The following is a 26,093-nucleotide window of genomic DNA, read 5'->3' on the forward strand; positions in this document are numbered from 1 at the left end:
ACCCCCTGCGAGGTAAAACCGATGGAAATCAGAGCGGCGCGTCTGGGCGACCGGCACGCTATCGCCGAATTGATGACGGCGTTTGGCTATCCCGGCACCGAGGCGTTTCTGACGCAGCGCATGCAGCAACTGTTGGCGCACCCGGACGAGGCGCTGCTGGTGGCGGCGGACGGGGCGCAAGTGCTGGGCGTGTTGTCGCTGCATTTCCTGCCGCAGCTGGCGTTGGCCGGCGACATTGGCCGCATCAGCTATTTTTGCGTCGACGATCGGGCGCGCGGCGCGGGCGTGGGGCGGCGGTTGTTGGCGGAGGGAGAGGCGCTGGCGCACCGTCGCGGCTGCGATCGGTTGGAGGTTCATTGCCAAAGTCGCCGCGAGCGGGCCCATGCGTTTTACCTGCGTGAAGGCTTTGTTGAAGCGCCGAAGTATTTTGCCAAGTTATTAAGTCAGTAAGTTACTCCCCTGGCGGCACTGCCGTTTCCAGCCGGTTGCGGCCGTTTTGCTTCGCCCGATAGAGCGCGCTGTCGGCCGCTTTCAGCCAGTCCAGATAGCCGCCCAACGCGGGGTGGTAGTTGGCGATGCCGGCGCTGATCTGCAGCCGCAGCTGCGGCGCCTCCTTGAAGCTGACCGCATCCAGCCGCTGCTGGATGCGTCGCAGGACGATTTCCGCCTGCTCGGCGTTGGTGTTCGGCAGCACCGCGCCAAACTCGTCGCCGCCGTAGCGCCCGACGATATCCACGTTACGCAAGCCGATCAGCAGCTCTTCCGCCAGCGCCGCCAGGGCCTCATCCCCCAAAGCATGGCCGAAGGTGTCGTTGATGGTTTTGAAGCGGTCGATATCCATCAGGATCAGCGTGGCGTTATCCTGGTAGCGACGGCAGCTGTCGAACTGGCGATGCAGCAGATGCTCCCAGTGGCGACGGTTGTATAAGCCGGTCAGCCCATCGCGGGTGCTGATGCGCTGCAGCTCCTGTTTCTTTTCCGCCAGCCGCTTGGCGGTGCGGTAAGTCACCAGCCCGAGCAGCGTCGGGTAAAGGTAGATCATCGGCAGGCACAGATAGACCTGCAACGGCGTGCTGTAGGGGTGAAACGGGAAGCCGAGCAGCGCGGCGGTGAACGCCGCCGTGGCCAGTTGCATGGCCAATCCTTTTACAAACAGCGCTTTGCCGGCTGAAGCGATGTTATTCATGCTCATCATCGACAGGATGACGATGGCGGGCAGCGCGTTGAACGCCATCATCGCCGCCCAGAAGCCGCCGAAAGCGGAGTCGATCAGCAGGTTGCGAATTTCGGCTTTGAACGGATCTTTGGCGCGGCAGGCCAGGCGGTACGCGAGATGCGGCCAGAGAAAGCCGTGAAAGGCCAGCAATAGCCAGACCGCCGCGGGCGGAGCCAGGGGATAGAGCGCGGCGCAGACGCAGATAAAGCCGAGCCCCAGACCGACGGCGCGGGGCAGGTAGGTGCGTTTGGCGAAGCTGAGGCCGGATTTTCGGGCATCGAAAATGGGTGGGGCAATATACATCCGGCATCTCCCTGATGAGTATCATGGCAGCGTATCATGCGGGTGATAAACTAAGAATAGTCTGGGATTCACGTCCAGAGGCCCTGTGGCATTACTGCGACCGATCTCACTCTGTTACATGTTGCGGTTGTGCGAGCCGAAGGAAAGTCGCTAAATATTCGCAGGCAAGGTCAGTTTTTCTCGCTGTTCACGCAGCGCTCTATGATAAGAAGGTGAGTATGGAAGGTATCAGCATTACCAAACTTCTGGTGATTGCGGTGTTGGTGATTTTACTGTTCGGCACCAGCAAACTGCGTACGCTCGGCGCCGATCTTGGCGCGGCGCTGAAAGGCTTTAAAAAAGCCGTGGGCGATGACAGCACGCCGCCGGCCGCCGGCAACAACGCCGCCGAAAGCCAGTCCGCTCAGCAGAGCGTCGAAAAGAAAGACGTTTAACCCCGTCTGACTGCGCGCAATAAAAAACGGATGCCTTGCGGACATCCGTTTTTTGGCGTTTCCGCCGTCTATAGCGTAACAAACTATTACGCGTTATTTCACTTCCATCCCTTTGGCCTGCAGATCGGCGTGGTAAGACGAACGCACGAACGGGCCGCAGGCGGCGTGGGTGAAGCCCATCGCCATCGCTTCTTCTTTCATCTTGTCAAACTCGGCAGGGCTGACGTAGCGCTGCACCGGCAGGTGGTGGCGGCTCGGCTGCAGGTACTGACCCAGCGTCAGCATGGTCACGCCGTGGCGACGCAGATCGCGCATCACTTCAATGATTTCCGCGTTGGTTTCGCCCAGGCCGACCATCAGGCCGGATTTGGTCGGGATATCCGGGTGCGCTTCTTTAAAGCGCTCCAGCAGCTTCAGCGACCATTCGTAGTTGGCGCCCGGACGCACCTGGCGGTAGACGCGCGGCACGTTTTCCAGGTTGTGGTTGAATACGTCCGGCGGCGTGGCGGTGAGGATCTCCAGCGCGCGGTCCATACGGCCGCGGAAGTCCGGCACCAGCGTTTCAATTTTGATGTTCGGGCTTTTGGCGCGGATGGCGGAGATGCAGTCGGCAAAGTGCTGAGCGCCGCCGTCGCGCAGATCGTCGCGGTCAACCGAGGTGATCACCACGTAACGCAGCGCCATGTCGGCGATGGTTTGCGCCAGCTTTTCCGGCTCGTTGGCGTCCGGCGCGATCGGGCGGCCGTGGGCCACGTCGCAGAACGGGCAGCGGCGGGTGCAGATGGCGCCGAGGATCATAAAGGTGGCGGTACCGTGGTTGAAACACTCGGACAGGTTAGGGCACGAGGCTTCCTCACAGACGGAGTGCAGGCCGTTCTTGCGCATCGCGGCTTTGATGCCCTGAATGCGCGTTGAGTCGGCAGGCAGTTTGATCTTCATCCACTCGGGTTTACGCAACAGCTCCTGCCGTTCGGTGACCACCGTTTTGACCGGGATCAGCGCCATTTTGTCAGCATCGCGGTATTTGACGCCGCGTTCCATCTGAATTGGTTTACTCATAATCGTGCAGGTTCCAGTTACGAAGCTCGACCGTCTGGTAGCCGAGTAAATGAACAAATTCCTGTACCAGGATTGGGTGTATGTCTTCAATGCCAACGCCGGGCGCCAGCGCGCTGACCTGCGTCATCTGCATACCGGCGTAACCGCAAGGGTTGATGCGTTGGAAGGGGCTGAGATCCATCGCCACATTCAGGGCCAGGCCGTGGAATGAGCTGCCTTTGCGGATCCGCAAACCCAACGAACAGATTTTCTGCTCCCCCACGTACACGCCGGGCGCATCCGGACGGGCGCGCGATGTGAGGCGGAAGTGGGCGAGGGTGTTGATAACCGTATCTTCTATCGCCGTGACCAATTGACGTACGCCGACCTTGTTGCGTTTCAGATCGACCATCACGTACATCACCTGCTGACCCGGCCCGTGGTAGGTCACCTGGCCGCCGCGATCGCTCTGGACAACCGGGATGTCGCCGGGCATCAGCACGTGTTCGGCTTTGCCGGCCTGACCCTGGGTGAACACCGGGTGATGCTGCACCAGCCACAGCTCGTCCGGCGTGGTCTCGGTACGACTGTCGGTGAAGTTATGCATGGCTTGGGATACAGGCGCGTAGGGCTGCAACCCCAGCTGACGCAAAATGATCTTGTCTGGTTGCAAAAGAGTCATCGTCAGGTTACAGAAGTGGTAAAGCCATTATACCGGGCGCTCCGGCCTGCGACCAGCCTTTCGCTGACCAAAAATGCGCAACCCGGGAAGACGCTGCGCCATCCCGGGTTGATAAGCAGGGGTTTATGCTGGAATTACAGCACCATGCGAACAATTTCAATGTTGCCCAACTCTTCGTACAGGGTTTCGACCTGCTCGATGTGAGTGGCATTGATGGTGATGGAGACGGAGTGGTAGTTGCCTTTGCTGCTTGGCTTGACCTGCGGGTTGTAATCGCCCGGCGCATGGCGCTGCACCACTTCAACCACCTGGTCAACCAGCTCAGGCTGCGCCAGGCCCATTACCTTGTAGGTAAACGAGCAAGGGAATTCGAGCAGTTCGTTCAGTTTAGTTTTTTGCATGTGCGTGCGCTCCAGAGTGCTAGCTAATCTATAAAGTATAACTCCCGCCGGGGCGGGAGTTAGTGTTATTCACTATATGGGGACGATTTCGCCCGTTTCAACCGTTAACCGAACCAGTGGTGGAACATCAGTTTGATGTAGTCCACGATGCGGCTGAAGAAGCCGCCTTCTTTCACTTCGTTCATCACCACCAGCGGACGCTGGTCGATGGTTTTGCCGTCCAGCTGGAAGTTGATGCTGCCCACCACCTGGTTTTTCGCCAGCGGCGCGTGAATTTCCGGCGTGTTCAGCACGTAGCTGGCCTTCAGATCTTTCATGCGGCCGCGCGGAATGGTCAGGTAGACGTCTTTGTCCACGCCCAGCTCAACGCGGTCGGCATCGCCGAACCAGACCGGCTCGGAGGCGAACTCTTTACCGACTTTCAGCGGCGCCACGGTTTCGAAGAAGCGGAAGCCCCAGGTCAGCAGTTTCTTGCTTTCGGCTTCACGGCCTTTGTAGGTGCGGCCGCCCATCACGGCGGAGATCAGGCGCATTTGGCCTTCGGTCGCCGAAGCCACCAGGTTGTAGCCCGCCGCGTCGGTATGGCCGGTTTTGATGCCGTCGACGTTCAGGCTGTTATCCCACAGCAGACCGTTGCGGTTCATCTGGCGGATATTGTTGAAGGTGAACTCTTTTTCTTTGTAGATCGCGTATTCTTCCGGCACGTCGCGGATCAGCGCCTGGCCGATCAGCGCCATGTCGCGCGCCGAGCTGTATTGGCCCTGCGCATCCAGGCCGTGCACCGTCTGGAAGTGGGTATTCTGCAGGCCCAGCTTGCTGACGTAGGTGTTCATCAGGTTGACGAACGCGTCCTGGCTGCCGGCGACGTAGTCGGCCATCGCCACGCAGGCGTCGTTACCGGACTGCAGGTTGATGCCGCGGGTCAGTTTGGAGACCGGCACGCGATCGCCCGGCTTCAGGAACATCAGCGAGGAGCCTTTGAACACCGGGTTGCCGGTCGCCCAGGCGTCCTGGCCGACGGTCACCAGATCGTCCTGGCCGATTTTGCCCGCTTTCAGCGCCTGGCCGATGACGTAGCTGGTCATCATTTTGGTCAGGCTGGCCGGATCGCGACGCGCATCGGCGTTCATCTCGGCCAGCACCTTGCCGGAGTTGTAATCAATCAGGATGTACGCTTCCGCATCGATCTGCGGGACACCTGGGATCATGGTTTTGATGTTAACGTCATCGGCGTGCGCAACGGAGGCTGCGCTCATTGCGATAACGGTGCCGAGGGCGATGCTTTTGATTAAGCGAAAAGAAGTTACTTGTTTCATGATCGGGACTACAACATCCGTGAAAGTAAAGTTAAAAAACGAGCCACACTATAGCAGATGCGATCCCGGCAGGCATTACCCATTCATCTGACTAATTGCGGTTAGTGCCCTTTTAGCTGCAAGAAAATGTTTCAGCTAAATAACCGCTTATCGGCCGTGAATGCCCGCCGGGCTTAACGCTCAGGGTGCAGCAGTAACGAAAGACTGTTGTTGCGCTTCGCTCGCCAGGCGTTGCTGCAGCTGGGCCGCCTGCTGACGGCTGCTGAACGGGCCAAGCTGGACGCGATAAACGTTGCCGTTGGCCGCCACTTTGCCCGGCACGCCAAACTGTTGGCTCAGGCTCTGTTGCCAGCTCTGGGCGCGTTCGGCGCTGCTCAGCGCGCCGACCTGCACCACGTAGCCGCCGGAAGAGGCGGCAGCAGCCGTGCCGACAGCCGCAGCGCCGGCCGCGACCGGTGCGGCTACCGCGGCGACTTCAGGTTCGGAACCTTCCAGCACCCCGGCCGGCACCGCGCTCGGCGCGCCGAGGAAACCGCTGCGGCCGTTGGCGGCATTGCCGCCGGCTGCAGGGGCGCTGTTGTCGTCGGTGCGCAGGGTGCTGTTATCGATCGGGCGCACCGCCGCGCCGCTGGCGATCGGCGCCTCCTGTTGAATAGGGGTGCCCATGCCGCTGGAGCCGAGATCCGGGCGCGCCGGCAGGGCGTAGCTCTGTTTCGCCACGATGGTGCCGATGGTGCCGGGGCCGCTCAGCGTGCCGTCCGGCGCCACGTTGATGAAATCTACCTTGACCTTGGTGTTGTTGGACAGGTTGAGGCGGTCGGCGGCGGCTTTCGACAGATCGATGATGCGGCCCTTGGTGTATGGCCCGCGATCGTTGACGCGCACCACCAGCTGACGGCCGTTGGCCAGGTTAGTGACGCGCACATAGCTTGGGATTGGCAGGGTCGGATGCGCCGCCGTCAGGCCGTTGGGGTCAAACTGCTCGCCCAGCGCCGTGGTGTTGCCGTTGGCCTCTTCGCCATACCAGGCCGCCAGGCCGGTCTGCGAGAAGTTCTGCGGATCTTTTACGATGCGGTAAGTATCGCCATTAACCTTATAATCCTGCATGTTATTAGGGTTATAGGGTTCATATTGAGGCTCGACGCCGCCGATTTCCACCACCGGGCCGTTGTACGGCTGCGGAGGGGCTTGCTGTTCCGTGGTCGGGGCGGTACAGGCGGAGAGCAACACCGCCGCGACGCCGATCCAAAGCCATTCCTTACGCATTACTCACCTCTTATAAACTTTTAGACAGCATTTTCCGATGCGTGTGGATCGACATGATGATGCCGAAACCGGCCATCAACACTATCAGCGCCGAACCCCCGTAACTGACCAGAGGCAAAGGTACGCCAACTACCGGCAAAATGCCACTGACCATACCGATGTTAACAAAGACATAAACGAACAAAATCAGCATCAAGCCGCCGACCATGACGCGGCCAAAGGTGGTTTGCGCCTTGGCGGCGATCATCAGCCCGCGGATGATCACCAGCAGGTAAAGCGCCAGAAGCACCAGCACCCCGATCAGCCCCAGCTCTTCGGCCAGGACGGCGAAGATAAAGTCGGTATGGCGCTCCGGCAGAAACTCCAGCTGTGACTGGGTGCCGTGCAGCCAGCCCTTGCCGGACAGGCCGCCGGAGCCGATGGCGATCTTGGATTGAATGATGTGATAACCGGCGCCGAGCGGGTCGCTCTCCGGATCGAGCAGCATCATGACGCGGTCGCGCTGATAGCCGTGCATCAGGAAGAACCACAGCACCGGGATGAAGGCCGCCAGCGCGACGGCGGCGACGGCGATCAGCTTCCAGCTCATGCCGGACAGGAACAGTACGAACAGGCCGGAAGCGGCGATCAGGATAGAGGTGCCCAGATCCGGCTGCGCGGCTACCAGCAGCGTCGGCAGGAAGATCAGCACCAGCGCGATGGCGGTGTTTTTCAGCGAAGGCGGGCAGACGTCGCGGTTCATAAAGCGCGCCACCATCAGCGGCACGGCGATCTTGGCGATTTCCGACGGCTGGAAGCGCACTACGCCGAGATCCAACCAGCGCTGCGCGCCTTTACTGATCTGCCCGAAGGCGTCCACCAGGATCAGCAAAATCACGCAGAAGATATACAGATAGGGCGCCCAGCTTTCGTACACGCGCGGCGGGATCTGCGCCATGACGGCCATCACGATCAGCCCCATGACGATCTGCCCGATCTTGCGCTCCATCATGCCGATGTCCTGGCCGCTGGCGCTCCACATCACGAAGGCGCTGTAGACCAACAGGGCCAGGATCAGCAGCAGGAACGTCGGGTCGATGTGGATTTTGGTCCAGATCGAGCCTTTTTGTTGGCTTTCAGTCATGTTCTACCTTAGTCACCTTCTACGCCAGGCGGCAGCGGGGCCTCGCTTGGCAATTGCGTATTGTTGTCGCCCAGCAGAATGTGGTCGAGGATCTGGCGGGTGATGGTCCCCACCGCCGGACCGGAGCCGCCGTTTTCCAGAATGATGGCGACCGACACCGTCGGGTTGTTGAACGGTGCGAAGGCGGTCATCAGTTTGTGATCGCGCAGGTGCTCCGCCAGTTTGTGGGCGTTGTAGGTTTCATAGCCGAATACCTGTGCGGTACCCGATTTCGCCGCGGCTTTATAAGGTGCGTCCGCAAAGTATTTGCGCGCCGTCCCGTTCGGACGGTTGGCCACACCGTACATGCCGTCTTTGGCAATTTCCCAGAAGCCGGAGTGAATATCGCCGATCTGCGTGTTTTCTTCCTGTTTGAACGGCACCAGCGCGCCGTTGATGCGGGTGCTCTGCAGCAGGTGCGGCGTTTTGACGGTGCCGTCGTTGATCAGGGTGTTCAGCGCCTTGGCCATCTGGATCGGCGTCGCGGTCCAGTAACCCTGGCCGATGCCTACCGGAATGGTGTCACCCTGATACCACGGTTTTTTATAGCGTTTCTGCTTCCATTCGCGCGTCGGCATCAGGCCGGAGCGCTCTTCGGACAGATCGATGCCGGTGTACTGGCCGTAACCGAATTTGGTCAGCCAGGTCGACAGCCGATCGATTCCCATGTCATAAGCGACCTGGTAGAAATAGGTATCTGCGGACTCTTCCAGCGCCTTGGTGACGTTCAGGCGGCCGTGGCCCCATTTCTTCCAGTCGCGAAAGCGTTTTTCCGAGCCGGGCAATTGCCACCAGCCGGGATCGAACACCACGGTGTTTTTGGTGATCACCCCGGCGCTCAGCGCCGACACCGCGATATAAGGCTTCACCGTCGAGGCGGGCGGGTAGACCCCCTGGGTGGCGCGGTTGATCAGCGGGCGATTCGGATCGTTCAGCAACCCCTGATAGTCCTTGCTGGAAATGCCGTCGACGAACAGGTTCGGATCGTAGCTCGGGTTGGAGACCATCGCCAGGATGGCGCCGGTGCGCGGATCGCTCACCACCACCGCGGCGCGGCTGCCGACCAACAGCTGTTCGATATAGCGCTGCAGGTTAAGATCGAGCGTCAGGTAGACGTCCTGACCGGCGGAAGGCGGCTGTTCGTGCAATTGGCGGATCACCCGGCCGCGGTTGTTGACCTCGACCTCTTCATAGCCGGTTTTGCCGTGCAGCGTGTCTTCGTAATAGCGTTCGATGCCCAGCTTGCCGATATCGTGGGTGGCGGCGTAGTTGGCCAGTTTGCCGTCTTTGTCCAGCCGCTCGACGTCGCGGTCGTTGATCTTCGACACGTAGCCGGTGACGTGGGTGAGGGCGGAGCCGTAGGGGTAGTAGCGGCGCTGGTAGCCTTTCACTTCCACGCCCGGGAAGCGGAACTGATTGACCGCAAAACGGGCGACTTGCACCTCGGTCAGCGCGGTTTTCACCGGAATGGAGACGAAACGGCGCGAGCGCTTGCGCTCTTTTTCGAAATTGGTGATGTCGTCATCGGTCAAGTCGACCACCGGGCGCAGCGCCTGCAGCGTGGCTTTGAGATCGTCGACCTTTTCCGGCATCAGTTCCAGCTGATAAATGGTGCGGTTGAGCGCCAGCGGAGTGCCGTTGCGATCGTAGATAATGCCGCGGCTGGGCGCGATGGGCACCAGCTTGATGCGGTTTTCGTTGGAGCGGGTGCGGTAATCCTCGACGCGGACCACTTGCAGATTATACAGGTTGGCGATCAGGATGCCGGACAGCACCAGGATGACCAAGAACGCCACCAGGGCGCGGCGTACAAACAGGGCGGATTCAGCCGTATAGTCGCGAAAAGGGTTACGTTCTATTTTCATCCCGCTGCTTTATTTCACTCTGTCACGGTCACCACCGGCTATTCCCGGTGGTAAGGATGATTTGTAGTAATACTCCAGGCGCGGTAGAGGCTTTCGGCCACCAGGACGCGCACCAAAGGATGCGGCAGTGTCAACGGAGAAAGCGACCAACTCTGCTCGGCAGCGGCTTTGCAGGCGGGCGCCAGCCCTTCCGGGCCGCCGATCAGCAAGCTGACGTTGCGGCCATCCTGCTTCCAGCGCTCAAGCTGCTGCGCCAGCTGCGGCGTTTCCCACGGCGTGCCTGGGATATCCAGCGTAACGATGCGGTTGCCTTTGCCCACCGCCGCCAGCATTTGTTCGCCTTCCTTGTCCAGAATGCGTTTGATGTCGGCGTTTTTGCCGCGTTTGCCGGCCGGGATCTCGGTCAGCTCAAACGGCATATCTTTGGGAAAGCGGTGCAGGTAATCCATAAAGCCGGTTTGCACCCAGTCTGGCATTTTGGTGCCGACCGCCACCAATTGCAGTTTCACCGCTTAGCTCCAGAGTTTTTCCAGCTCGTACAGGCGACGGCTTTCTTCCTGCATCACGTGCACGATCACTTCGCCCAGATCGACCACGATCCAGTCGGAGGCTTCCTGGCCTTTCATGCCAAACAGCTCCATGCCCGCGGCGCGGGATTCCTGCACCACGTGGCTGGCGATCGACATCACGTGGCGAGTCGACGTGCCGGTGCAGATGATCATGCAATCGGTGATGCTGGATTTGCCCTGTACGTCCAGAGCGACAATGTCTTGGCCTTTAAGGTCATCGATTTTATCGATGACGAAATCTTGGAGCGCTTTACCTTGCAAAGGTTCCCCCTCGGGTATGTTCTGTTCAGTCGGCTGCGGCGGGCAAAATGCGCGCGCCGCGGCGTAACCGGATAAAGGTTTCGGCAGGCTGCCGCTGAAAGCCAGCTAACTGGTGACTACCCGGCCAGCTAAGGTTTCCGGGGTTTTCAGCGGATACCTGAAAAATAGCGGCGCAGTATATCACGCACCTTTCGCTAGCGATATAAACCCTGCAACTCGATATAGCGCTGCACCGGGCGCGGCAGCAGATCGTCGCAGTTGAGGCCCTGATGGCGGCGCTGGCGGATCTCGGTGGCGGAAATTTCCAGCTCCGGCGTATCGGCCAGATAGATATGGCCGTGCGGGCGGCGGCTGAGCAGCGCCGGGTCGGCGGTGCGATGACGTTCCAGCCACTGCTGCAGTTCCGGCGTGTCCATGCGATCGTTATAGCCCGGGCGCGCCAACACCAGCAGATGGCAGACGTCCAACAGCGCCTGCCAGCGATGCCATTTATGCAGCGTCAGCAGCGAGTCCTGGCCAATAATAAACGCCAGCGGCTGGGCGGCGCCACGCTCTTTACGAATCGTTTCCAACGTCTCGATGGTGTAGGAGGGGGTGGTGCGATGCAGTTCGCGATCGTCGACCGCGAACAGCGGATTGCCGGCGATCGCCAGCTCGACCATCTTCAAGCGCTGCTGTGCGTTGGCCTCGGGCTGCGGGCGGTGCGGCGGCACGTGGTTAGGCAGCAGCGTAACGCGATTCAGGCCCACTTCGGCGGCCAGCGCCTCTACCGGCCGCAGATGGCCGTAGTGGATCGGATCAAAGGTGCCGCCAAACAGCGCGTGCAATACGGTGGGGTGTTCCGGATTAGTGGGCATCGGTAAAACTCGTGGCCAGGGGTTTGCCGCACAGCAGCATCGACAGGGTTTCCAGTTCCGGCCAGACCGACTGGCCATAGTCCTGCTTGAGGGTCAGCTCGATTTGCGTCAGCAGCTGTACCGCTTGCTGCAGCTGGGCGCCGGACAGGCGTTGCAGCGCCTGGGTCACCAGCGGGCGGCGGTTCTGCCAGACCTTGTGCTGATCGAACAGCGTGCGCAGCGGCGCGGACGCCATGCGGCGCTGCAGCGTCAGCAACAGCAGCAGTTCGCGCTGCAGGGTGCGCAACAGGATCACCGGCTCGACATCCTCTTGCTGCAGCTGCTGCAAAATATGCCAGGCGCGCTTGCTCTTGCCGGCCAGCAAGGCGTCCAGCCAGTGGAACGGCGTGAAGTGAGCGGCGTCGTTCACCGCCTGCTCGACGCGCGGCAGGGTGAGCTTGCCGTCCGGGTGCAGCAGCGACAGCCGCTCCAGCGCCTGCGACAGCGCCAGCAGGTTGCCTTCGTAGCAGTAGCACAACAGCTGATTGGCCGCGTCGTCCAACTCCAGCTTCATCGCCTTGGCGCGCGTGGCGACCCAGCGCGGCAGCTGTGCCTGCTCCGGCGTCTGGCAACTGACGAGGGCGCCGTGCGGGCTGAGCGCCTTGAACCAGGCGCTGTTTTCCTGCGCTTTGGTGAGGCGCGGGCCGCGCAGGATCAGCAGAATATCCTCGTGCAGCAGGGTGGCGAGCTTGGTCAGCTGTTCGCCGATCGGCGCCGTTGGGCCGTTTTCCGGGAAAATCAGCAGCAGCGTCTGGCGGCTGGCGAACAGGCTCATCGCCTGGCAGATGCCGAAGATGGCGTCCCAGTCGGTATGGGCGTCGAGGGAAATGCTGTAGTGCTCGCTGAACTGCTGCTGTTGCGCGGCCTGCCGGAGCAGATCCTGGCTTTCCTGCAGCAGCAGCGGTTCATTGCCGCTCAATAAATAACAAGCGCGCAGCCCCTCTCGGAGCTGCGCGGCAAGTTGTTCCGGATAAATGCGGATCATTGTGCGGTTTGGCTTGCCGCTCGTTCGCCGACGGCAGCGGCTTTTTGCCGGTTTTCTTCTTCCGCCGCGTGCACGGTCAGCAGTTTGCGCACCAGCTGTTGCGCCGCCTGCTCACGCATTTCCTGGCGAATGATCTCCTGCTCGGAGTCTTTGGCCAGCGCGGTCAGCGGGTTGTCGAAGAACGAACGGAACACTTTCACCGACAGCGGATACAGGTCGTGCCCCGGGATCAGCACCTGGGCCTGCACGGTCAGCACCAGCTGATACTCGGCGGTTTTACCGTCCTGGAAGATCGAGGCGGTATCCTGGCTTTCCGTCGCGCCGACGATGCGCAGAGAAGGCACGTCTTTACGCTTCGGATCGCTGACGATGGTCACGGCGTTCAAACGCAGTTGCTCACGCACCGCGCGCGTCAATGGCCCATAAGGATCCGAACTGTCCAGGATCAGCGTTTTCATTTCATTAGGCACCTGCGTGGTGCCACGCAGGTGAAAACCGCAGCCGGCGGTGACCAGCACCGCCAACCCCAGCAACAGCGTCAGAATACGTTGTCGCACAACTCCTCCTTGTGTTAACCCACAACCAGGTTAAGCAGTTTGCCCGGAACGTAGATCACTTTGCGAATCGTGACGCCGTCCAGATATTTAGCCACCAGATGCTCTTCGGCAGCGCGCGCGCGCACTTGCTCTTCGGTCGCATCGGCAGATACGGTGATTTTAGCGCGAACCTTGCCGTTCACCTGCACCACCACCAGCTTGGAGTCTTCGACCATCGCCTGCTCGTCGGCAACCGGCCATGGCGCGGTATCCACGTCGCCTTCGCCGCCCAGCGCCTGCCACAGGGCGAAGCACACGTGCGGGGTGAACGGATACAGCATGCGAACGACGGCCAGCAGCGCTTCCTGCAGCAGCGCGCGATCCTGCTCGCTCTCCTGCGGCGCACGGGCCAGTTTGTTCATCAGCTCCATCACGGCGGCGATCGCGGTGTTGAAGGTCTGGCGGCGGCCGATATCGTCGGTCACTTTGGCGATGGTTTTATGCAGATCGCGGCGCAGCGCTTTCTGCTCTTCGTTCAGCGACGCCACGTCCAGCGGCTGCACCGCGCCTTTTTCCACGTGATCGTAGGCCAGTTTCCATACGCGTTTCAGGAAGCGGTTAGCCCCTTCCACGCCGGATTCCTGCCACTCCAGCGTCATTTCTGCCGGTGAAGCGAACATCATGAACAGACGCACGGTGTCCGCGCCGTATTTTTCCACCATCTCCTGCGGGTCGATGCCGTTGTTCTTCGACTTCGACATTTTGCTCATGCCAGCATAGACCAGTTCACGGCCTTGCGGATCGGTGGCCTTGATGATGCGGCCTTTGTCGTCGCGCTCGACGGTGGCGTCAACCGGGGATACCCAGACGCGCTCGCCGCTGTTGCCGGTGTAGTAGAAGGCGTCGGCCAGCACCATGCCCTGACACAGCAGGCGCTTGGCCGGCTCATCGGAATCCACCAGGCCCGCATCGCGCATCAGCTTGTGGAAGAAGCGGAAGTACATCAGGTGCATGATGGCGTGTTCGATACCGCCGATATATTGATCGACCGGCAGCCAGTAGTTAGCGGCGGCCGGATCCAGCATGCCCTGGTCATACTGCGGGCAGGTGTAGCGCGCGTAGTACCAGGAGGACTCCATAAAGGTGTCGAAGGTGTCGGTTTCGCGCAGCGCTGGCTGGCCGTTGACGGTGGTCTTCGCCCACTCAGGGTCGGCCTTGATCGGGCTGGTGATGCCGTCCATGACCACGTCTTCCGGCAGGATCACCGGCAGTTGGTCTTCCGGCGTCGGCATCACGGTGCCGTCTTCCAGGGTCACCATCGGGATTGGCGCGCCCCAGTAACGCTGACGGGAAACGCCCCAGTCGCGCAGACGGTAGTTGACCTTGCGCTGGCCGACGCCTTTGGCGACCAGTTTGTCGGCGATGGCGTTAAAGCCCGCTTCGTTGTCCAGACCGTCAAACTCGCCGGAGTTGAACAGCGCGCCTTTGTCGGTCATCGCTTCGGCGCTCACGTCAGGCTGGCTGCCGTCGAGGTTCAGGATCACCGGTTTGATCGGCAAATCATATTTGGTGGCGAATTCCCAGTCGCGCTGGTCGTGCGCCGGCACCGCCATCACAGCGCCGGTGCCGTATTCCATCAGCACGAAGTTGGCGACCCACACCGGCAGCTTCTCGCCGCTCAGCGGATGGACAACGAACAGGCCGGTCGGCATGCCTTTCTTCTCCATCGTCGCCATTTCGGCTTCGGCCACTTTGGTGTTGCGGCATTCGTCGATGAAGTCGGTCAGCGCCGGGTTGTTGCGCGCGCCCTGTTGCGCCAGCGGGTGGCCCGCGGCGACCGCCACGTAGGTGGCGCCCATGAAGGTGTCGGGACGGGTGGTGTAAACCGTCAGCTTCTCTTCGCTGCCAGCCACGTCGAAGGTGATTTCCACGCCTTCGGAGCGGCCAATCCAGTTGCGCTGCATGGTTTTCACCTGTTCAGGCCAGCTTTCCAGCGTGTCCAGATCGTTCAGCAGCTGATCGGCGTAGGCGGTGATTTTGATGAACCACTGCGGGATCTCTTTACGCTCGACCTTGGTGTCGCAGCGCCAGCAGCAGCCGTCGATAACCTGTTCGTTGGCCAGCACGGTCAAATCGTGCGGACACCAGTTCACCGCCGAGGTCTTCTTGTAGACCAGGCCTTTCTCATACAGCTTGGTGAAGAACCACTGTTCCCAGCGGTAGTATTCCGGCTGGCAGGTGGCGATTTCGCGATCCCAGTCGTAGCCGAAGCCCAGCAGTTTCAGCTGGTTCTTCATGTATTCGATGTTGTCGTAGGTCCACGGGGCCGGCGCGGTGTTGTTTTTCACCGCCGCGCCTTCCGCCGGCAGGCCGAACGCATCCCAGCCGATCGGCTGCAGTACGTTTTTGCCCAGCATGCGCTGATAGCGCGAGATCACGTCGCCGATAGTGTAGTTACGAACGTGGCCCATGTGCAGTCGGCCGGACGGGTAAGGCAGCATGGATAGGCAGTAGTACTTTTCCTTGCTGTCGTCTTCGGTAACTTTGAAAGTCTGCTTCTCTTGCCAGTGAAGCTGTACGTTCGATTCTATGTCTTCTGGACGGTATTGCTCTTGCATGGCGGCCGGTGGTCCTGTAGGTGTAAACCGTTGCCCCGGTCAGAGGCAACGCAATGAACATTTAGTATTCGTAGATCCGCATAGCATAGCTGATAAGACCTCCCGGCAACAACTCCAAGCGCCTGACTCGGCGCATTTAAAAAAAACGCCGCCATGACGCGGCTCACAACCTGCGGATCCCGCGTCTTGCCAAGTGACATCAGTCATTTACGGCTAAAATAAGAACAAGTAGCTTAAGGGTATCCCCATGGCCAAGTCCGGCGCAGCGTTTATCGAGGAGAGTCTATGAACAAGGTTGCTCAGTATTACCGCGAATTGGTGGCATCGCTGACCGAACGTCTGAAAAACGGCGAACGCGATATCGACGAACTGGTGGCCAGCGCGGAGCGGCGGTTGAACGAGGCCGAAGATCTGACGCGCGACGAGGTGCGGCAGGTGACGCAGGCGGTGCGGCGCGATCTGGAAGAGTTCGCCCGCAGCTATCAGGAAAGCCGGGACGAGTTTACCGACAGCGTGTTTATGCGGGTGATCAAAGAGAGCCTGTGGCAGGAACTGGCGGATATCACCGACAAAACCCAGCTGGAGTGGCGCGAGGTGTTCAAGGATGTCAGCCACCACGGCGTTTACCACAGCGGTGAAGTGGTGGGGCTGGGCAATCTGGTCTGCGAGCAGTGTCACTACCACCTGGCGTTTTACACGCCGGAAGTGCTGCCGCTTTGCCCGAAATGCGGTCACGACCAGTTCCAGCGTCGGCCATTTGAACCCTGATGACGTCCCCCGCCGCGGCGGGGAACGCTGACGTTTACCGTTAACGGAACAGTTTCTTCAGCAGGTTGCTCAGGAAGCCGCCGCTGACGGCTTCTTGGGCGACGTTTGCCGGCGCCGGTGCGCTGGCCGGGACGGCGACGCCGGCCGGGATTTTCTGCGCGACCGCGATGCGGCTGTCCTGGGCGGCTTTCTCCGCCGCTTCCGGGCCGTAGGCGAAGCCTTCCGCCAGCACGAATTCAACGTCGGTGATGCCGATAAAGCCCAGGAACAGTTTCACGTACGGGGTGATCAGATCCGTCGGCGTGTCGGCGTGGATGCCGCCGCGGCTGGAGATGACGATCGCTTTCTTGCCCGTCACCAGCCCTTCGGCACCGGCGGAGGTGTAGCGGAACGTCTGACCGGCGCGGGCGATCAGATCGAAGTAGATCTTCAGCTGCGTCGGGATGTTGAAGTTGTACATCGGGGCGCTGATGATCAGCGTGTCGTGCGACTTCAGCTCGGCAATCAGCTCATCGGACAGCGCCAGGGTGCTTTGCTGATGCGGCGTCAGCGGGTTGTCGCCGGCGGTAAAGCCGGCCATCACTTCGCCATCCAGCTCCGGCAGCGTTGGGTTGGCCAAGTCGCGCACGGTGAAGGTGTCTTCAGGATGAGTTTCACGCCATTGTTCAACAAAAAAATCGACTAATTTTCCAGACTGGGAATATTCACCCAGAATACTTGATTTCAGGACCAGTACGCGGCTCATTGGCTTATCTCCAGGCGAAGTGTAATCGGTAACGGTGTCAATCGGTGTAAACGCATGGTAGAGGCAAGCCATCAACAGTGATAGCGCAAAAATTCGCTGAGTTAAATCAAAAAAGTTGAATGAGGGCGCGAGCGCGCCCCGAGAGGATCAATAACGCGCGACGCGCTCGGCCAACAGATCGATAAAGCCTGCGCGATCGATGCCGGTCAGCACTTCCACGTTGGCCGCGTTGCCGGTTTGCTGGAAATAGTCCACCACCGTCATGCCGACGGTGTACTCCCCTTTGGTTTCCACACCGACCCAGCGTTCAACGCCGGTAAACAGCTGCGGCGCCAGCAGCCAGGCGATGGTGCAGGGATCGTGCATCGCCGCGCCAGGCAGGCCGCGCGGGTGGCTGAGATACAGCGGCAGGTAAAAATCGAGCATCTCCGCCACCGCCTGCGCGACCGGATTGGCTATCTGACGAATGCGCTCGATATCCTGCGGCAGCACCAGCGCCTGGTGGGTGACGTTCAGCCCGGCCATGGTCAGCGGCACGCCGGATTTCAACACCATCTCGGCGGCTTCGGGATCGACGAAGATATTGAATTCCGCCACCGGCGTGGTATTGCCGGCATTCATGCCGCCGCCCATAAATACGATGCGCTCGATACGGCTTTTCAGCTCGGCATGCTGGGCCAACAGCAGGGCGATGTTGGTCATCGGGCCGGTCACCACCAGGGTGATTGGCTGCGGGCTGGCGCGCAGCAGGTCGGCGATCAGCTCGACGGCGCCGCGGGGATCGGGTTTGAGGGCCGGCGTCGGCAGGTGGGTGTTGCCCATGCCGGTTTTGCCGTGGACATAGTCGGCGATCACCAGCTCGCGCATCAGCGGGCGAGCGGCGCCGGCGGCGACAGGGATGTCCTCGCGTTGCATCAGGGTCAACAGACCCAGCGCGTTATGCAGGGTTTTCTCCGGCGTCTGGTTGCCGGCGGAGGTGGTGATGGCTTTGATGTCCAGCTCCGGCGAGCGCAGCGCCATAGCCAGCGCGATGGCGTCGTCGAGGCCGGGATCGCAATCGATGATAATAGGGCGGGGCATGTTCTTTCTCCTCTGTTTGTTATCCGGCGAGCATCGGATCAAAAACGAGGAGATACAAGCGCTTTTCGTGCCGGGAGAAAAGATGCGCCCCTGGCGGGGCGCATAGCGAGAACTTAGTGCAGGATCTTGGCGAGGAAGTCCTTGGCGCGATCGGACTCGGGGTTGTTGAAGAAATCGTCTTTGTTGCGGTCTTCGACGATTTTGCCTTCGTCCATAAAGATCACGCGGTTCGCCACCTTGCGGGCGAAGCCCATTTCGTGGGTCACCACCATCATGGTCATGCCTTCGTTCGCCAGCTCGACCATCACGTCCAGCACTTCGTTGATCATTTCCGGATCGAGCGCCGAGGTCGGTTCGTCGAACAGCATGGCGATCGGATCCATGCACAGCGCGCGGGCGATGGCGACGCGCTGTTGCTGGCCGCCGGAGAGCTGACCGGGGAACTTGTTGGCATGGGCGGACAGGCCGACGCGTTCCAGCAGCTTCAGGCCCTTCTCGCGTGAGGCGGTCTTGTCGCGCTTGAGCACTTTTACCTGCGCCAGCGTCAGGTTGTCGATAATGGACAGGTGCGGGAACAGTTCAAAGTGTTGGAACACCATGCCGACCTTGGCGCGCAGCTGCGCCAGGTTGGTTTTCTTGTCGTTGACGGGCGTGCCGTTCACCAGGATGCTTCCCTGCTGGATCGGCTCCAGGCCGTTGACGGTTTTGATCAGGGTGGACTTGCCGGAGCCTGAAGGACCGCAGACGACGACCACTTCGCCTTTTTTCACTTCGGTGGTGCAATCGGTCAACACTTGAAAGTGACCGTACCACTTGGAAACATTTTTCAGGGATATCATCAAACAGTCCTTTTCTTCAAATAGCTTACCAGCGCCGAGGCGGCGAGGCTGATAACAAAATAGACAAAGCCGGCGAACAGGATCATTTCAACCTGGGTGCCGTCGCGTTCGCCGATGGTCGATGCGGTGCGGAAGAAGTCGGCCAGGCTCAGTACGTAAACCAGCGAGGTATCCTGGAATAGGACGATGCCCTGGGTCAGCAGCAGTGGCACCATGGCGCGGAACGCCTGCGGCAGGATCACCAGCCGCATGGATTGCCAATGCGTCATGCCCAGCGCCAACGCGGCGGAGGATTGGCCGCGCGAGATGCTGATGATACCGGCGCGGATGATTTCCGAGTAATAGGCCGCTTCAAACAGGGAAAAGGCTACCATAGCCGAGATCAGGCGAATATCGGTTTTCGGCGACAGGCCTAGAACCTGTTGTAATAAGCTTGGAACCACAAGATAGAACCACAGCAGCACCATCACCAGCGGCACCGAGCGGAACAGGTTGACATACAGGGTGGCGAACCAGCTGATGGGCTTGAACGGCGACAGACGCATCACCGCCAGCACGGTGCCCCACAGAATGCCGACCACGATGGCGGTCACGGTGATCTTCAGCGTGATCGCCATGCCCTGCAGCAGATAAGGGAAGCTTGGGACGATCGACGCCCAGTCAAATTCGTACATTATTTACTCCCCAGGTTGCCAGGCAACTGCACTTTCTTTTCGACCAGACGCATAAACAGCATGATCACGGCGTTGATGCCGATATAAGCCAGCGTAATGGCGGTAAAGGATTCATAGGCGTGTGCGGAGTAATCCAACAGCTTGCCGGCCTGTGCGGCCATGTCCACCAGGCCGATGGTGGAGGCGATGGCGGAGTTTTTGACCAGGTTGAGCATCTCCGAGGTCATCGGCGGCACGATAACCCGGTAGGCGTTCGGCAACAGCACGTAGCGGTAGGTTTGCGGCAGCGTCAGGCCCATCGCCAACCCGGCGGCTTTCTGGCCGCGCGGCAGGGATTGAATGGCGGCGCGCACTTGCTCGCAAACGCGGGCGGCGGTAAACAGCCCCAGACAGAGCATGGAAGAGACGAAGAACTGCACGTTGGGATCCAGCTCGGTCTTGAACCAGGTGCCGATATTGGCCGGCAGCAGCTCGGGGATCACCAGATACCAGGTAAAGAATTGCACGATCAGCGGCACGTTGCGGAACAGTTCGACGTAACAGGTGCCGAGAGTGGAAAGAAAGCGGTTGGGCACGGTACGCAAGATACCGAACAGTGAACCGACGAAGAAAGCGATAATCCATGCACAGACGGAGAGGGCCACCGTGACCTGAAAGCCGGACCAGATCCAGCCGAGGTAAGTGGTGTTCCCAAACGGGGCCTGCTGCAGGAAGATACCCCAGTTCCAATCTATTGACATAACAAACTCCGATAAACGGGCGCAGGGCGCCGAAAAGTGATGACTTGATAGGCGCCGATCGCCGCGCGGCCAGTCGGGCTGGCTTGTTGTGTGCGGAGATCGGTGACGCGCCTTGGGGAAAATGAGGGAGGGGAACGGCCCCCCTCATTCCTGTCTGTCCCAGTCATCAACTGGGCCGGTTTGGCTTGGCGGCCGCCCCGGCTTTATTCTATTGAGTCAGTTCAACGCTTTGTCGTTAGGCGCTTTGAACAGTTGCTTCATGTCGTCCGACAGCTCGAAGTTCATGTTGAGGTTTTTCGGTGGGATAGGCTGCTTGAACCATTTATCAAACCACTTGGCCGCTTCACCGGAGGTTTGCGCCTGGGCGATAGTGTCATCGACCAGTTTCTTGAACTCAGGATCGTCTTTACGCAGCATGCAACCGTAGGCTTCTTTCGACTGCGGCGTGCCGATGATTTCCCATTGATCCGGCTTCTTGGCTTTGGCGCGCTCGCCCGCCAGCAGGGCGTCATCCATCATGAAGGCCACCGCGCGGCCGCTTTCCAGGGTGCGGAAGGAGTCGCCGTGGTCTTTGGCGCTGATGATGCGCATGTTCATTTTGTCGCTGTCGTTCAGTTTGTTCAGCAACACTTCGGACGTGGTGCCGGAGGTGACCACCACCGGTTTGCCGGCCAGGTCTTTAAAGTCTTTGATGTCGGAGCCTTTCTTCACCAGCAGGCGGGTGCCGACCACAAAGATGGTGTCGGAGAAGGCGGCCTGTTTCTGGCGCTCTACGTTATTGGTGGTAGAGCCGCATTCGAAGTCATAGGTGCCGTTTTGCAGCAGCGGGATGCGGTTCTGCGAGGTAATCGGCAGCATTTTCACCTGCAGATTCGGTGCATTCAGCTTTTTCTTAACGGCTTCAACGATTTGGTTGGAGTAGTCCTGAGAGTAGCCCACAACTTTTTGCTGGTTGTCGTAGTAGGAAAAGGGCACAGACGATTCGCGGTGGCCGACAACGATAACGCCGTTGTCTTTGATTTTCTTCAGCGTACCGGTCAGGTCTTCCGCGTGCGCCACGCTACCTGCCATACCGAGCAGCAGTAACGATAACGCCAATTTACGCATTTGCATGGTCCAACTCCTTTGCTGTTGTGGTGGCTCTGACTAAAGAGCGTCAGGTTTAAATCGACTATTTATTGCTCAGGTTATAAAGATAGTCTTAGAACGGATAGCCGTTAAAAAATAACCGATTGTGAATATCTTGAAACTAAAATGTTTCATTTTTTGAGACGCCGCGCGCACCAAATCAATGCAACCAAACCCAGACGCACCTGCATGGTGCGTTCGGCGCCTCCAAAATGTGCACGGGTGCGACAAAACGTCAGCAAAAGTTAACCGACGTGCGATGTCACCTTAGATAAAGCAAGGAGTGTGCCAGCCGCGTTGATTTAACGACGTTTTCTGACCGAGGTGGGGGAACGTTTACGGAAACGCGGGGCGCGGCGGGCGCGCCCCGGCGAAGAGGACTATTTGCGGCGCAGGCCCAACATCAGCGCCCAACCGCCCAGCAACAGGGTGATCACCCACAGCGGCGTGGCGCCGAAACGCGCGTAAGGCGTGACGCCGGTGGTCGGTGTGACCTTCACTTCAAGCACCTGACGAGTGAACTGCGGGATCTCGGCGATCACGTCGCCGTTCGCGTCCACCGCGGCGGTGACGCCGTTGTTGGTGCTGCGCAGCAGCGGCCGGCCCAGTTCCAGCGCCCGCATGCGCGCCATCTGGAAGTGCTGCCATGGGCCGATGGAGTGGCCGAACCAGGCGTCGTTGGAGATGGTCAGCAGGAAGTTGGTGTCCGGGCGGAAGTTATCGCGCACCTGCTGGCCCAACACGATTTCGTAGCAAATGGCCGCCGTCAGGTTGTAGCCGCGTACGCTGAGCTGCGGTTGTACGTAGTCGCCGCGGCTGAAGGAGGACATCGGCAGGTCGAAGAACGGCGCCAGCGGCCGCAGCAGCGTCTCCAGCGGCACAAACTCGCCGAACGGCACCAGGTGGTGCTTGTTGTAGCGATCGTTGGCGGGGTACCTGTACGGCGTCGGTTCACCGAGCACGATGGCGCTGTTGTAGATTTGCTGGCCCTGCGGCGTGGCGCGCACGTCGACGATGCCGGTGATGAGGCTGCTGTTCTTCGCCCGCATCAGGTCGTCCATCATCGTCAGGAAGCCGTTCTGATTGGCTTCATAATCCGGGATGGCGGATTCCGGCCAGATGACGATCGGCGCCTTGCCCATGTAGGGACGGGTTTCGTCCAGATAGGTTTGCAGCGTGCTGACCAGCGCTTTCGGATCCCATTTCATCGATTGAGCGATGTTGCCTTGCACCATGGCGACATTCACCGCTTTATCCGTCTGCGGAGTAAACCACTGCAGCTGGCGCAGCGGCCATGGCAACAACAGCAGCGCGGCGGCGATCACCGCCGCCGAGAGGCGGCGCTGATTGACGGCGTACACCAGCAGGCCGGCGATGGCCATCAGCACAAAGGTGATGGCGTCGACGCCCAGCAGCGGCGCGATGCCTTTCAGCGGGCCGTTGATCTGGCTATAGCCGAACTGCAGCCACGGGAAGCCGGTCAGCACCCAGCCGCGCAGGAATTCCGTGACCTGCCACAGCGCCGGCGCGGCGATGGCCAGCCGCCACCAGCGAGTCGCCGGCCACAGGCGGGTCAGCAGCCCGGCGAACAGCCCGGTATACAGCGACAGGTAAGCGGCGAGCAGCGCCACCAGGAAGACGTTGACGGCGAAGGGCATGCCGCCGAAATCGGCGATGCTGACATACACCCAGTTGATCCCGCTGCCGAACAACCCGAAGCCCCAGACAAAGCCGAGCAGGGCGGACTGTTTGGTGGTGCGATTGAGGGTAACGGCCAGCAGGCCGAACAGGGAGACGATGGCCGCGGGCCAGAAATCGTAGGGCGAGAACGCCAGCGTCCCGCCGGCACCTGACAACAGCGCCAGCAGGGCGCGAACCCACTGGCGTTCAAGTAATGAGGCTTTAGCCATGTTGGATTTAATCTTCCAGTTTCGGTGGTGGAGAGTCGTCCGGAATTTTTACATGAACCTGGATGATACGTCGACTGTCTGCCATGGCAACTTTAAATAGGTAACCTTCGATTTCAATGGTTTCCCCGCGCGCAGGCAGATGGCCGAAGGCCTGCATCACCAAACCGCCGATGGTATCGACCTCGTCGTCGCTGAAATGGGTGCCGAAGGCTTCGTTGAAGTCTTCGATCGGTGCCAGCGCGCGTACGGTGTACATGTGGCGGCTGAGCTGGCGGATATCCAGATCGTCTTCGTCGTCGTATTCGTCTTCGATCTCGCCGACGATCAGTTCCAGAATGTCTTCGATGGTGACCAGGCCGGACACGCCGCCGAATTCGTCAATGACAATCGCCATGTGGTAGCGCTGGGAGCGGAACTCTTTCAACATCCGGTCGACGCGCTTGCTTTCCGGCACCACCACCGCGGTGCGCAGCACTTTGTCGATGCTGAACGGCTCGGAGTCTGCGCGCATGAACGGCAGCAGATCCTTGGCCATCAGGATGCCTTCGATGTGATCTTTGTCTTCGCTGATCACCGGGAAGCGCGAGTGGGCGGAGTCGATAATCACGTCCAGGCACTCTTCCAGCGTCTGGTTGCGCTTGAGCGTCACCATCTGGGAGCGGGGGATCATGATGTCGCGCACGCGCTGTTCGGCGATATCCATCACGCCTTCCAGCATGTCGCGGGTATCGGGATCGATCAGGTCGTTTTGTTCGGAATCACGGATCAGCTCGACCAGATCGCCACGGTTTTTGGGCTCGCCGTGGAACAGCTGGTTAAGGATAAGAGTAAAGAACCCCTTCTTGGGACTGGGGCTGTCATTGCTTTGTGAATGGTCGTCGCTCATGGCGTTTTCGTTACTGTCACTCATGTCAGAGTTAAGGGGCGTCAGCGACAGCCCCGTTAGGGGCTGTAAGGTAAACGGCTGACGTCAGACGGGGTCTTTTTCCGCCAGGTACGGATCAGGGTAGCCCAGTCCGTGCATGATTTCGGTTTCCAAAGACTCCATTTCTTCGGCTTCATCGTCTTCGATGTGGTCATACCCTAGCAGATGAAGGCTGCCGTGGACAACCATATGCGCCCAGTGGGCCTCCAGCGCCTTGCCTTGCTCAATCGCTTCCTGTTCAACCACCTGGCGGCAGATGATCAGATCGCCGAGCAGCGGCAGCTCGATGCCCGGCGGGGCTTCGAACGGGAAAGAGAGCACGTTGGTCGGCTTGTCTTTGCCGCGATAGGTCAGGTTCAGCTCGTGGCTTTCCGCTTCGTCCACCAGACGTACGGTGACCTCGGCCTCTTCCTGAAATTGCGGCAGCACGCCTTCCAGCCAGCGCTGGAACGTGGCTTCATCCGGCAGGCCGTCGCTGCTTTCACAGGCAATCTGCAGATCCAAAATCACCTGACTCATGGTGTCTCCTGCTCGGAAGCGGCGAGCGCCTCGCGCTTACGTTGTTCGGCAATTGCGTCTTTGCGTTTCTGTTCGGCCGCTTCCCAGGCCTCATAAGCGATGACCACGCGGGCCACCACCGGGTGGCGCACCACGTCTTCGCTGTGGAAGAAGTTGAAGCTCAGTTCTTCCACGTCCGACAGCACTTCCACCGCGTGGCGCAGGCCGGATTTCTGGTTGCGCGGCAGGTCGATCTGGGTGACGTCGCCGGTGATGACCGCCTTCGAGTTGAAACCGATGCGCGTCAGGAACATCTTCATCTGCTCGATGGTGGTGTTCTGGCTCTCATCCAGAATGATAAAGGCGTCGTTCAGCGTACGGCCGCGCATATAGGCCAGCGGCGCGACTTCGATCACGTTGCGCTCAATGAGCTTCTCCACGCGCTCGAAGCCCAGCATTTCGAACAGGGCGTCGTACAGCGGGCGCAGATAAGGATCAACCTTCTGGCTCAGATCGCCCGGCAGGAAGCCCAGCTTTTCGCCGGCTTCGACCGCGGGACGGGTCAGCAGAATGCGGCGAATTTCCTGGCGTTCCAGCGCATCCACCGCGGCGGCGACCGCCAGGTAAGTTTTGCCGGTACCGGCCGGGCCGATGCCGAAGGTGATGTCGTGATCGAGAATGTTGGCGATGTACTGCGCCTGGTTAGGCGTGCGCGGTTTCACCATGCCGCGCTTGGTTTTGATGGTGACCGCCTTGCCGTAATCCGGCACGCTGTCCGCCACCTGTTCCAGCACCCGGCTCTCTTTGATAGCCAGATGGATTTGCTCCGGATCGATATCCGGGATCACGCCGCGAATCGGCGCGGTATCCACGTACAGATGGCGCAGGATATCGGCGGCGGCGACCACGCACAGGTTTTTGCCGACCAGCTTGAAGCGGTTGTCGCGACGATTGATTTCGATGCCCAATCGGCGCTCGAGTTGCTTGATGTTGTCATCAAACGGGCCGCACAGGCTGAGCAAACGCTTGTTGTCTGCGGGCTCCAACATAATTTCTTGTGTTGCGACGTTCAAACTATTCCTCTAGGTCACATCGGGCCTGGTTGATGTCACATAGCGCGTCCGGGACGCGCGCGTTCAGGGCGAGCCTGAATACTCTCTTTCTTGAATTATTCATGGTGCGCCGCAACGGCGCAAGTTTACCGCTGATCTATCTGTGCGCCGTCGGCGGAATTCAAG

General features: G+C 60.0%; 27 protein-coding genes. 3 read left to right on the forward strand and 24 right to left on the reverse strand.

The genetic code is table 11. The features are described 5' to 3' along the window. Positions 1-21 precede the first annotated feature (21 nt). Entirely contained in the window at positions 22-450 is a 429-nt protein-coding gene (locus tag ACORQT_RS05595) for a GNAT family N-acetyltransferase (protein WP_164057488.1), read from the forward strand. A 1-nt stretch (position 451) separates the two neighbouring features. Here the strand turns inward: ACORQT_RS05595 and ACORQT_RS05600 are convergent, their stop codons facing one another. After that, a complete protein-coding gene (locus ACORQT_RS05600) occupies positions 452-1,519 on the reverse strand; it encodes a diguanylate cyclase (RefSeq protein ID WP_033651146.1) in 1,068 nt (355 codons plus the stop codon). Positions 1,520-1,737: 218 nt separating this feature from the next. Here ACORQT_RS05600 and tatA point away from each other — a divergent pair, with 218 nt between their 5' ends. Next, on the forward strand, positions 1,738-1,953 hold the full coding sequence (gene tatA / locus ACORQT_RS05605; RefSeq protein ID WP_004940019.1) for a Sec-independent protein translocase subunit TatA: 216 nt from the start codon (positions 1,738-1,740) through the stop codon (positions 1,951-1,953). A gap of 93 nt (positions 1,954-2,046) precedes the next feature. On the opposite strand, the gene lipA is transcribed toward tatA, so the two are convergent. The 13 genes from lipA to leuS all read right to left on the reverse strand — a co-directional run bounded on the left by lipA (position 2,047) and on the right by leuS (position 15,548). After that, complete coding sequence (lipA, locus tag ACORQT_RS05610) at positions 2,047-3,012, reverse strand: lipoyl synthase (RefSeq protein WP_164057487.1); 966 nt, start codon at positions 3,010-3,012, stop codon at positions 2,047-2,049. Continuing rightward, the gene (gene lipB / locus ACORQT_RS05615; protein ID WP_033651147.1) at positions 3,005-3,673 is read right to left on the reverse strand and encodes a lipoyl(octanoyl) transferase LipB; all 669 of its coding nucleotides are present in this window, start codon (positions 3,671-3,673) and stop codon (positions 3,005-3,007) included. Before lipB ends, lipA begins: the two co-directional genes overlap by 8 nt. Before the next feature lie 134 nt (positions 3,674-3,807). Next, positions 3,808-4,074 (reverse strand): DUF493 family protein YbeD, encoded by a 267-nt coding sequence (gene ybeD, locus ACORQT_RS05620; protein ID WP_004940012.1) that lies wholly within the window; start codon positions 4,072-4,074, stop codon positions 3,808-3,810. A gap of 104 nt (positions 4,075-4,178) precedes the next feature. Next, on the reverse strand, positions 4,179-5,390 hold the full coding sequence (dacA, locus tag ACORQT_RS05625) for a D-alanyl-D-alanine carboxypeptidase DacA (RefSeq protein WP_004940010.1): 1,212 nt from the start codon (positions 5,388-5,390) through the stop codon (positions 4,179-4,181). 180 nt (positions 5,391-5,570) lie between these two features. Continuing rightward, entirely contained in the window at positions 5,571-6,656 is a 1,086-nt protein-coding gene (gene rlpA, locus ACORQT_RS05630) for an endolytic peptidoglycan transglycosylase RlpA (RefSeq protein ID WP_047025711.1), read from the reverse strand. A 10-nt stretch (positions 6,657-6,666) separates the two neighbouring features. After that, the gene (mrdB, locus tag ACORQT_RS05635) at positions 6,667-7,779 is read right to left on the reverse strand and encodes a peptidoglycan glycosyltransferase MrdB (RefSeq protein WP_004940006.1); all 1,113 of its coding nucleotides are present in this window, start codon (positions 7,777-7,779) and stop codon (positions 6,667-6,669) included. 8 nt (positions 7,780-7,787) lie between these two features. Then, entirely contained in the window at positions 7,788-9,683 is a 1,896-nt protein-coding gene (gene mrdA, locus ACORQT_RS05640; RefSeq protein ID WP_033642160.1) for a peptidoglycan DD-transpeptidase MrdA, read from the reverse strand. A gap of 38 nt (positions 9,684-9,721) precedes the next feature. Further along, positions 9,722-10,192 (reverse strand): 23S rRNA (pseudouridine(1915)-N(3))-methyltransferase RlmH, encoded by a 471-nt coding sequence (gene rlmH / locus ACORQT_RS05645; protein WP_004940002.1) that lies wholly within the window; start codon positions 10,190-10,192, stop codon positions 9,722-9,724. A gap of 3 nt (positions 10,193-10,195) precedes the next feature. Further along, complete coding sequence (gene rsfS / locus ACORQT_RS05650) at positions 10,196-10,513, reverse strand: ribosome silencing factor (RefSeq protein WP_004940001.1); 318 nt, start codon at positions 10,511-10,513, stop codon at positions 10,196-10,198. Positions 10,514-10,707: 194 nt separating this feature from the next. After that, the gene (gene nadD / locus ACORQT_RS05655) at positions 10,708-11,370 is read right to left on the reverse strand and encodes a nicotinate-nucleotide adenylyltransferase (protein WP_015376938.1); all 663 of its coding nucleotides are present in this window, start codon (positions 11,368-11,370) and stop codon (positions 10,708-10,710) included. Continuing rightward, positions 11,360-12,394 (reverse strand): DNA polymerase III subunit delta, encoded by a 1,035-nt coding sequence (gene holA, locus ACORQT_RS05660; protein WP_033651150.1) that lies wholly within the window; start codon positions 12,392-12,394, stop codon positions 11,360-11,362. The genes nadD and holA overlap by 11 nt, the downstream gene beginning before the upstream one ends. After that, entirely contained in the window at positions 12,391-12,951 is a 561-nt protein-coding gene (gene lptE, locus ACORQT_RS05665) for an LPS assembly lipoprotein LptE (protein WP_033633932.1), read from the reverse strand. Before lptE ends, holA begins: the two co-directional genes overlap by 4 nt. Positions 12,952-12,965: 14 nt before the next feature. Next, a complete protein-coding gene (gene leuS / locus ACORQT_RS05670) occupies positions 12,966-15,548 on the reverse strand; it encodes a leucine--tRNA ligase (protein ID WP_047572364.1) in 2,583 nt (860 codons plus the stop codon). A 285-nt stretch (positions 15,549-15,833) separates the two neighbouring features. Here leuS and ACORQT_RS05675 point away from each other — a divergent pair, with 285 nt between their 5' ends. Further along, positions 15,834-16,316 carry a zinc ribbon-containing protein gene (locus ACORQT_RS05675; RefSeq protein ID WP_025301844.1) on the forward strand — a complete coding sequence of 161 codons (483 nt, stop codon included), beginning with the start codon at positions 15,834-15,836 and terminating at the stop codon, positions 16,314-16,316. A 40-nt stretch (positions 16,317-16,356) separates the two neighbouring features. Here the strand turns inward: ACORQT_RS05675 and ACORQT_RS05680 are convergent, their stop codons facing one another. From ACORQT_RS05680 to ACORQT_RS05725, 10 genes are all read right to left on the reverse strand, one after another. Beyond that, positions 16,357-17,061, reverse strand: coding sequence for an FMN-dependent NADH-azoreductase (locus ACORQT_RS05680; RefSeq protein WP_147880892.1), 705 nt, complete (start codon positions 17,059-17,061; stop codon positions 16,357-16,359). A gap of 147 nt (positions 17,062-17,208) precedes the next feature. Then, a complete protein-coding gene (rihA, locus tag ACORQT_RS05685; protein WP_072628193.1) occupies positions 17,209-18,141 on the reverse strand; it encodes a pyrimidine-specific ribonucleoside hydrolase RihA in 933 nt (310 codons plus the stop codon). 113 nt (positions 18,142-18,254) lie between these two features. Beyond that, on the reverse strand, positions 18,255-18,980 hold the full coding sequence (locus ACORQT_RS05690; protein WP_004939983.1) for an amino acid ABC transporter ATP-binding protein: 726 nt from the start codon (positions 18,978-18,980) through the stop codon (positions 18,255-18,257). Next, positions 18,980-19,654 (reverse strand): glutamate/aspartate ABC transporter permease GltK, encoded by a 675-nt coding sequence (gene gltK, locus ACORQT_RS05695; RefSeq protein WP_015376945.1) that lies wholly within the window; start codon positions 19,652-19,654, stop codon positions 18,980-18,982. Before gltK ends, ACORQT_RS05690 begins: the two co-directional genes overlap by 1 nt. Further along, the gene (locus ACORQT_RS05700; protein ID WP_004939979.1) at positions 19,654-20,394 is read right to left on the reverse strand and encodes an amino acid ABC transporter permease; all 741 of its coding nucleotides are present in this window, start codon (positions 20,392-20,394) and stop codon (positions 19,654-19,656) included. The genes gltK and ACORQT_RS05700 overlap by 1 nt, the downstream gene beginning before the upstream one ends. A 216-nt stretch (positions 20,395-20,610) precedes the next feature. After that, entirely contained in the window at positions 20,611-21,507 is an 897-nt protein-coding gene (locus tag ACORQT_RS05705; protein ID WP_033642166.1) for an amino acid ABC transporter substrate-binding protein, read from the reverse strand. Positions 21,508-21,902: 395 nt separating this feature from the next. Beyond that, the gene (lnt, locus tag ACORQT_RS05710; protein ID WP_047572360.1) at positions 21,903-23,432 is read right to left on the reverse strand and encodes an apolipoprotein N-acyltransferase; all 1,530 of its coding nucleotides are present in this window, start codon (positions 23,430-23,432) and stop codon (positions 21,903-21,905) included. Positions 23,433-23,439: 7 nt separating this feature from the next. Further along, complete coding sequence (corC, locus tag ACORQT_RS05715) at positions 23,440-24,318, reverse strand: CNNM family magnesium/cobalt transport protein CorC (RefSeq protein WP_004939973.1); 879 nt, start codon at positions 24,316-24,318, stop codon at positions 23,440-23,442. Between the two features lie 84 nt (positions 24,319-24,402). Continuing rightward, complete coding sequence (gene ybeY, locus ACORQT_RS05720; protein WP_004939970.1) at positions 24,403-24,876, reverse strand: rRNA maturation RNase YbeY; 474 nt, start codon at positions 24,874-24,876, stop codon at positions 24,403-24,405. After that, entirely contained in the window at positions 24,873-25,904 is a 1,032-nt protein-coding gene (locus tag ACORQT_RS05725; protein ID WP_170853105.1) for a PhoH family protein, read from the reverse strand. Before ACORQT_RS05725 ends, ybeY begins: the two co-directional genes overlap by 4 nt. Positions 25,905-26,093: the final 189 nt, after the last annotated feature.

The organism is Serratia sp. (in: enterobacteria), assembly GCF_052400455.1.
Lineage (GTDB): Bacteria > Pseudomonadota > Gammaproteobacteria > Enterobacterales > Enterobacteriaceae > Serratia > Serratia ureilytica.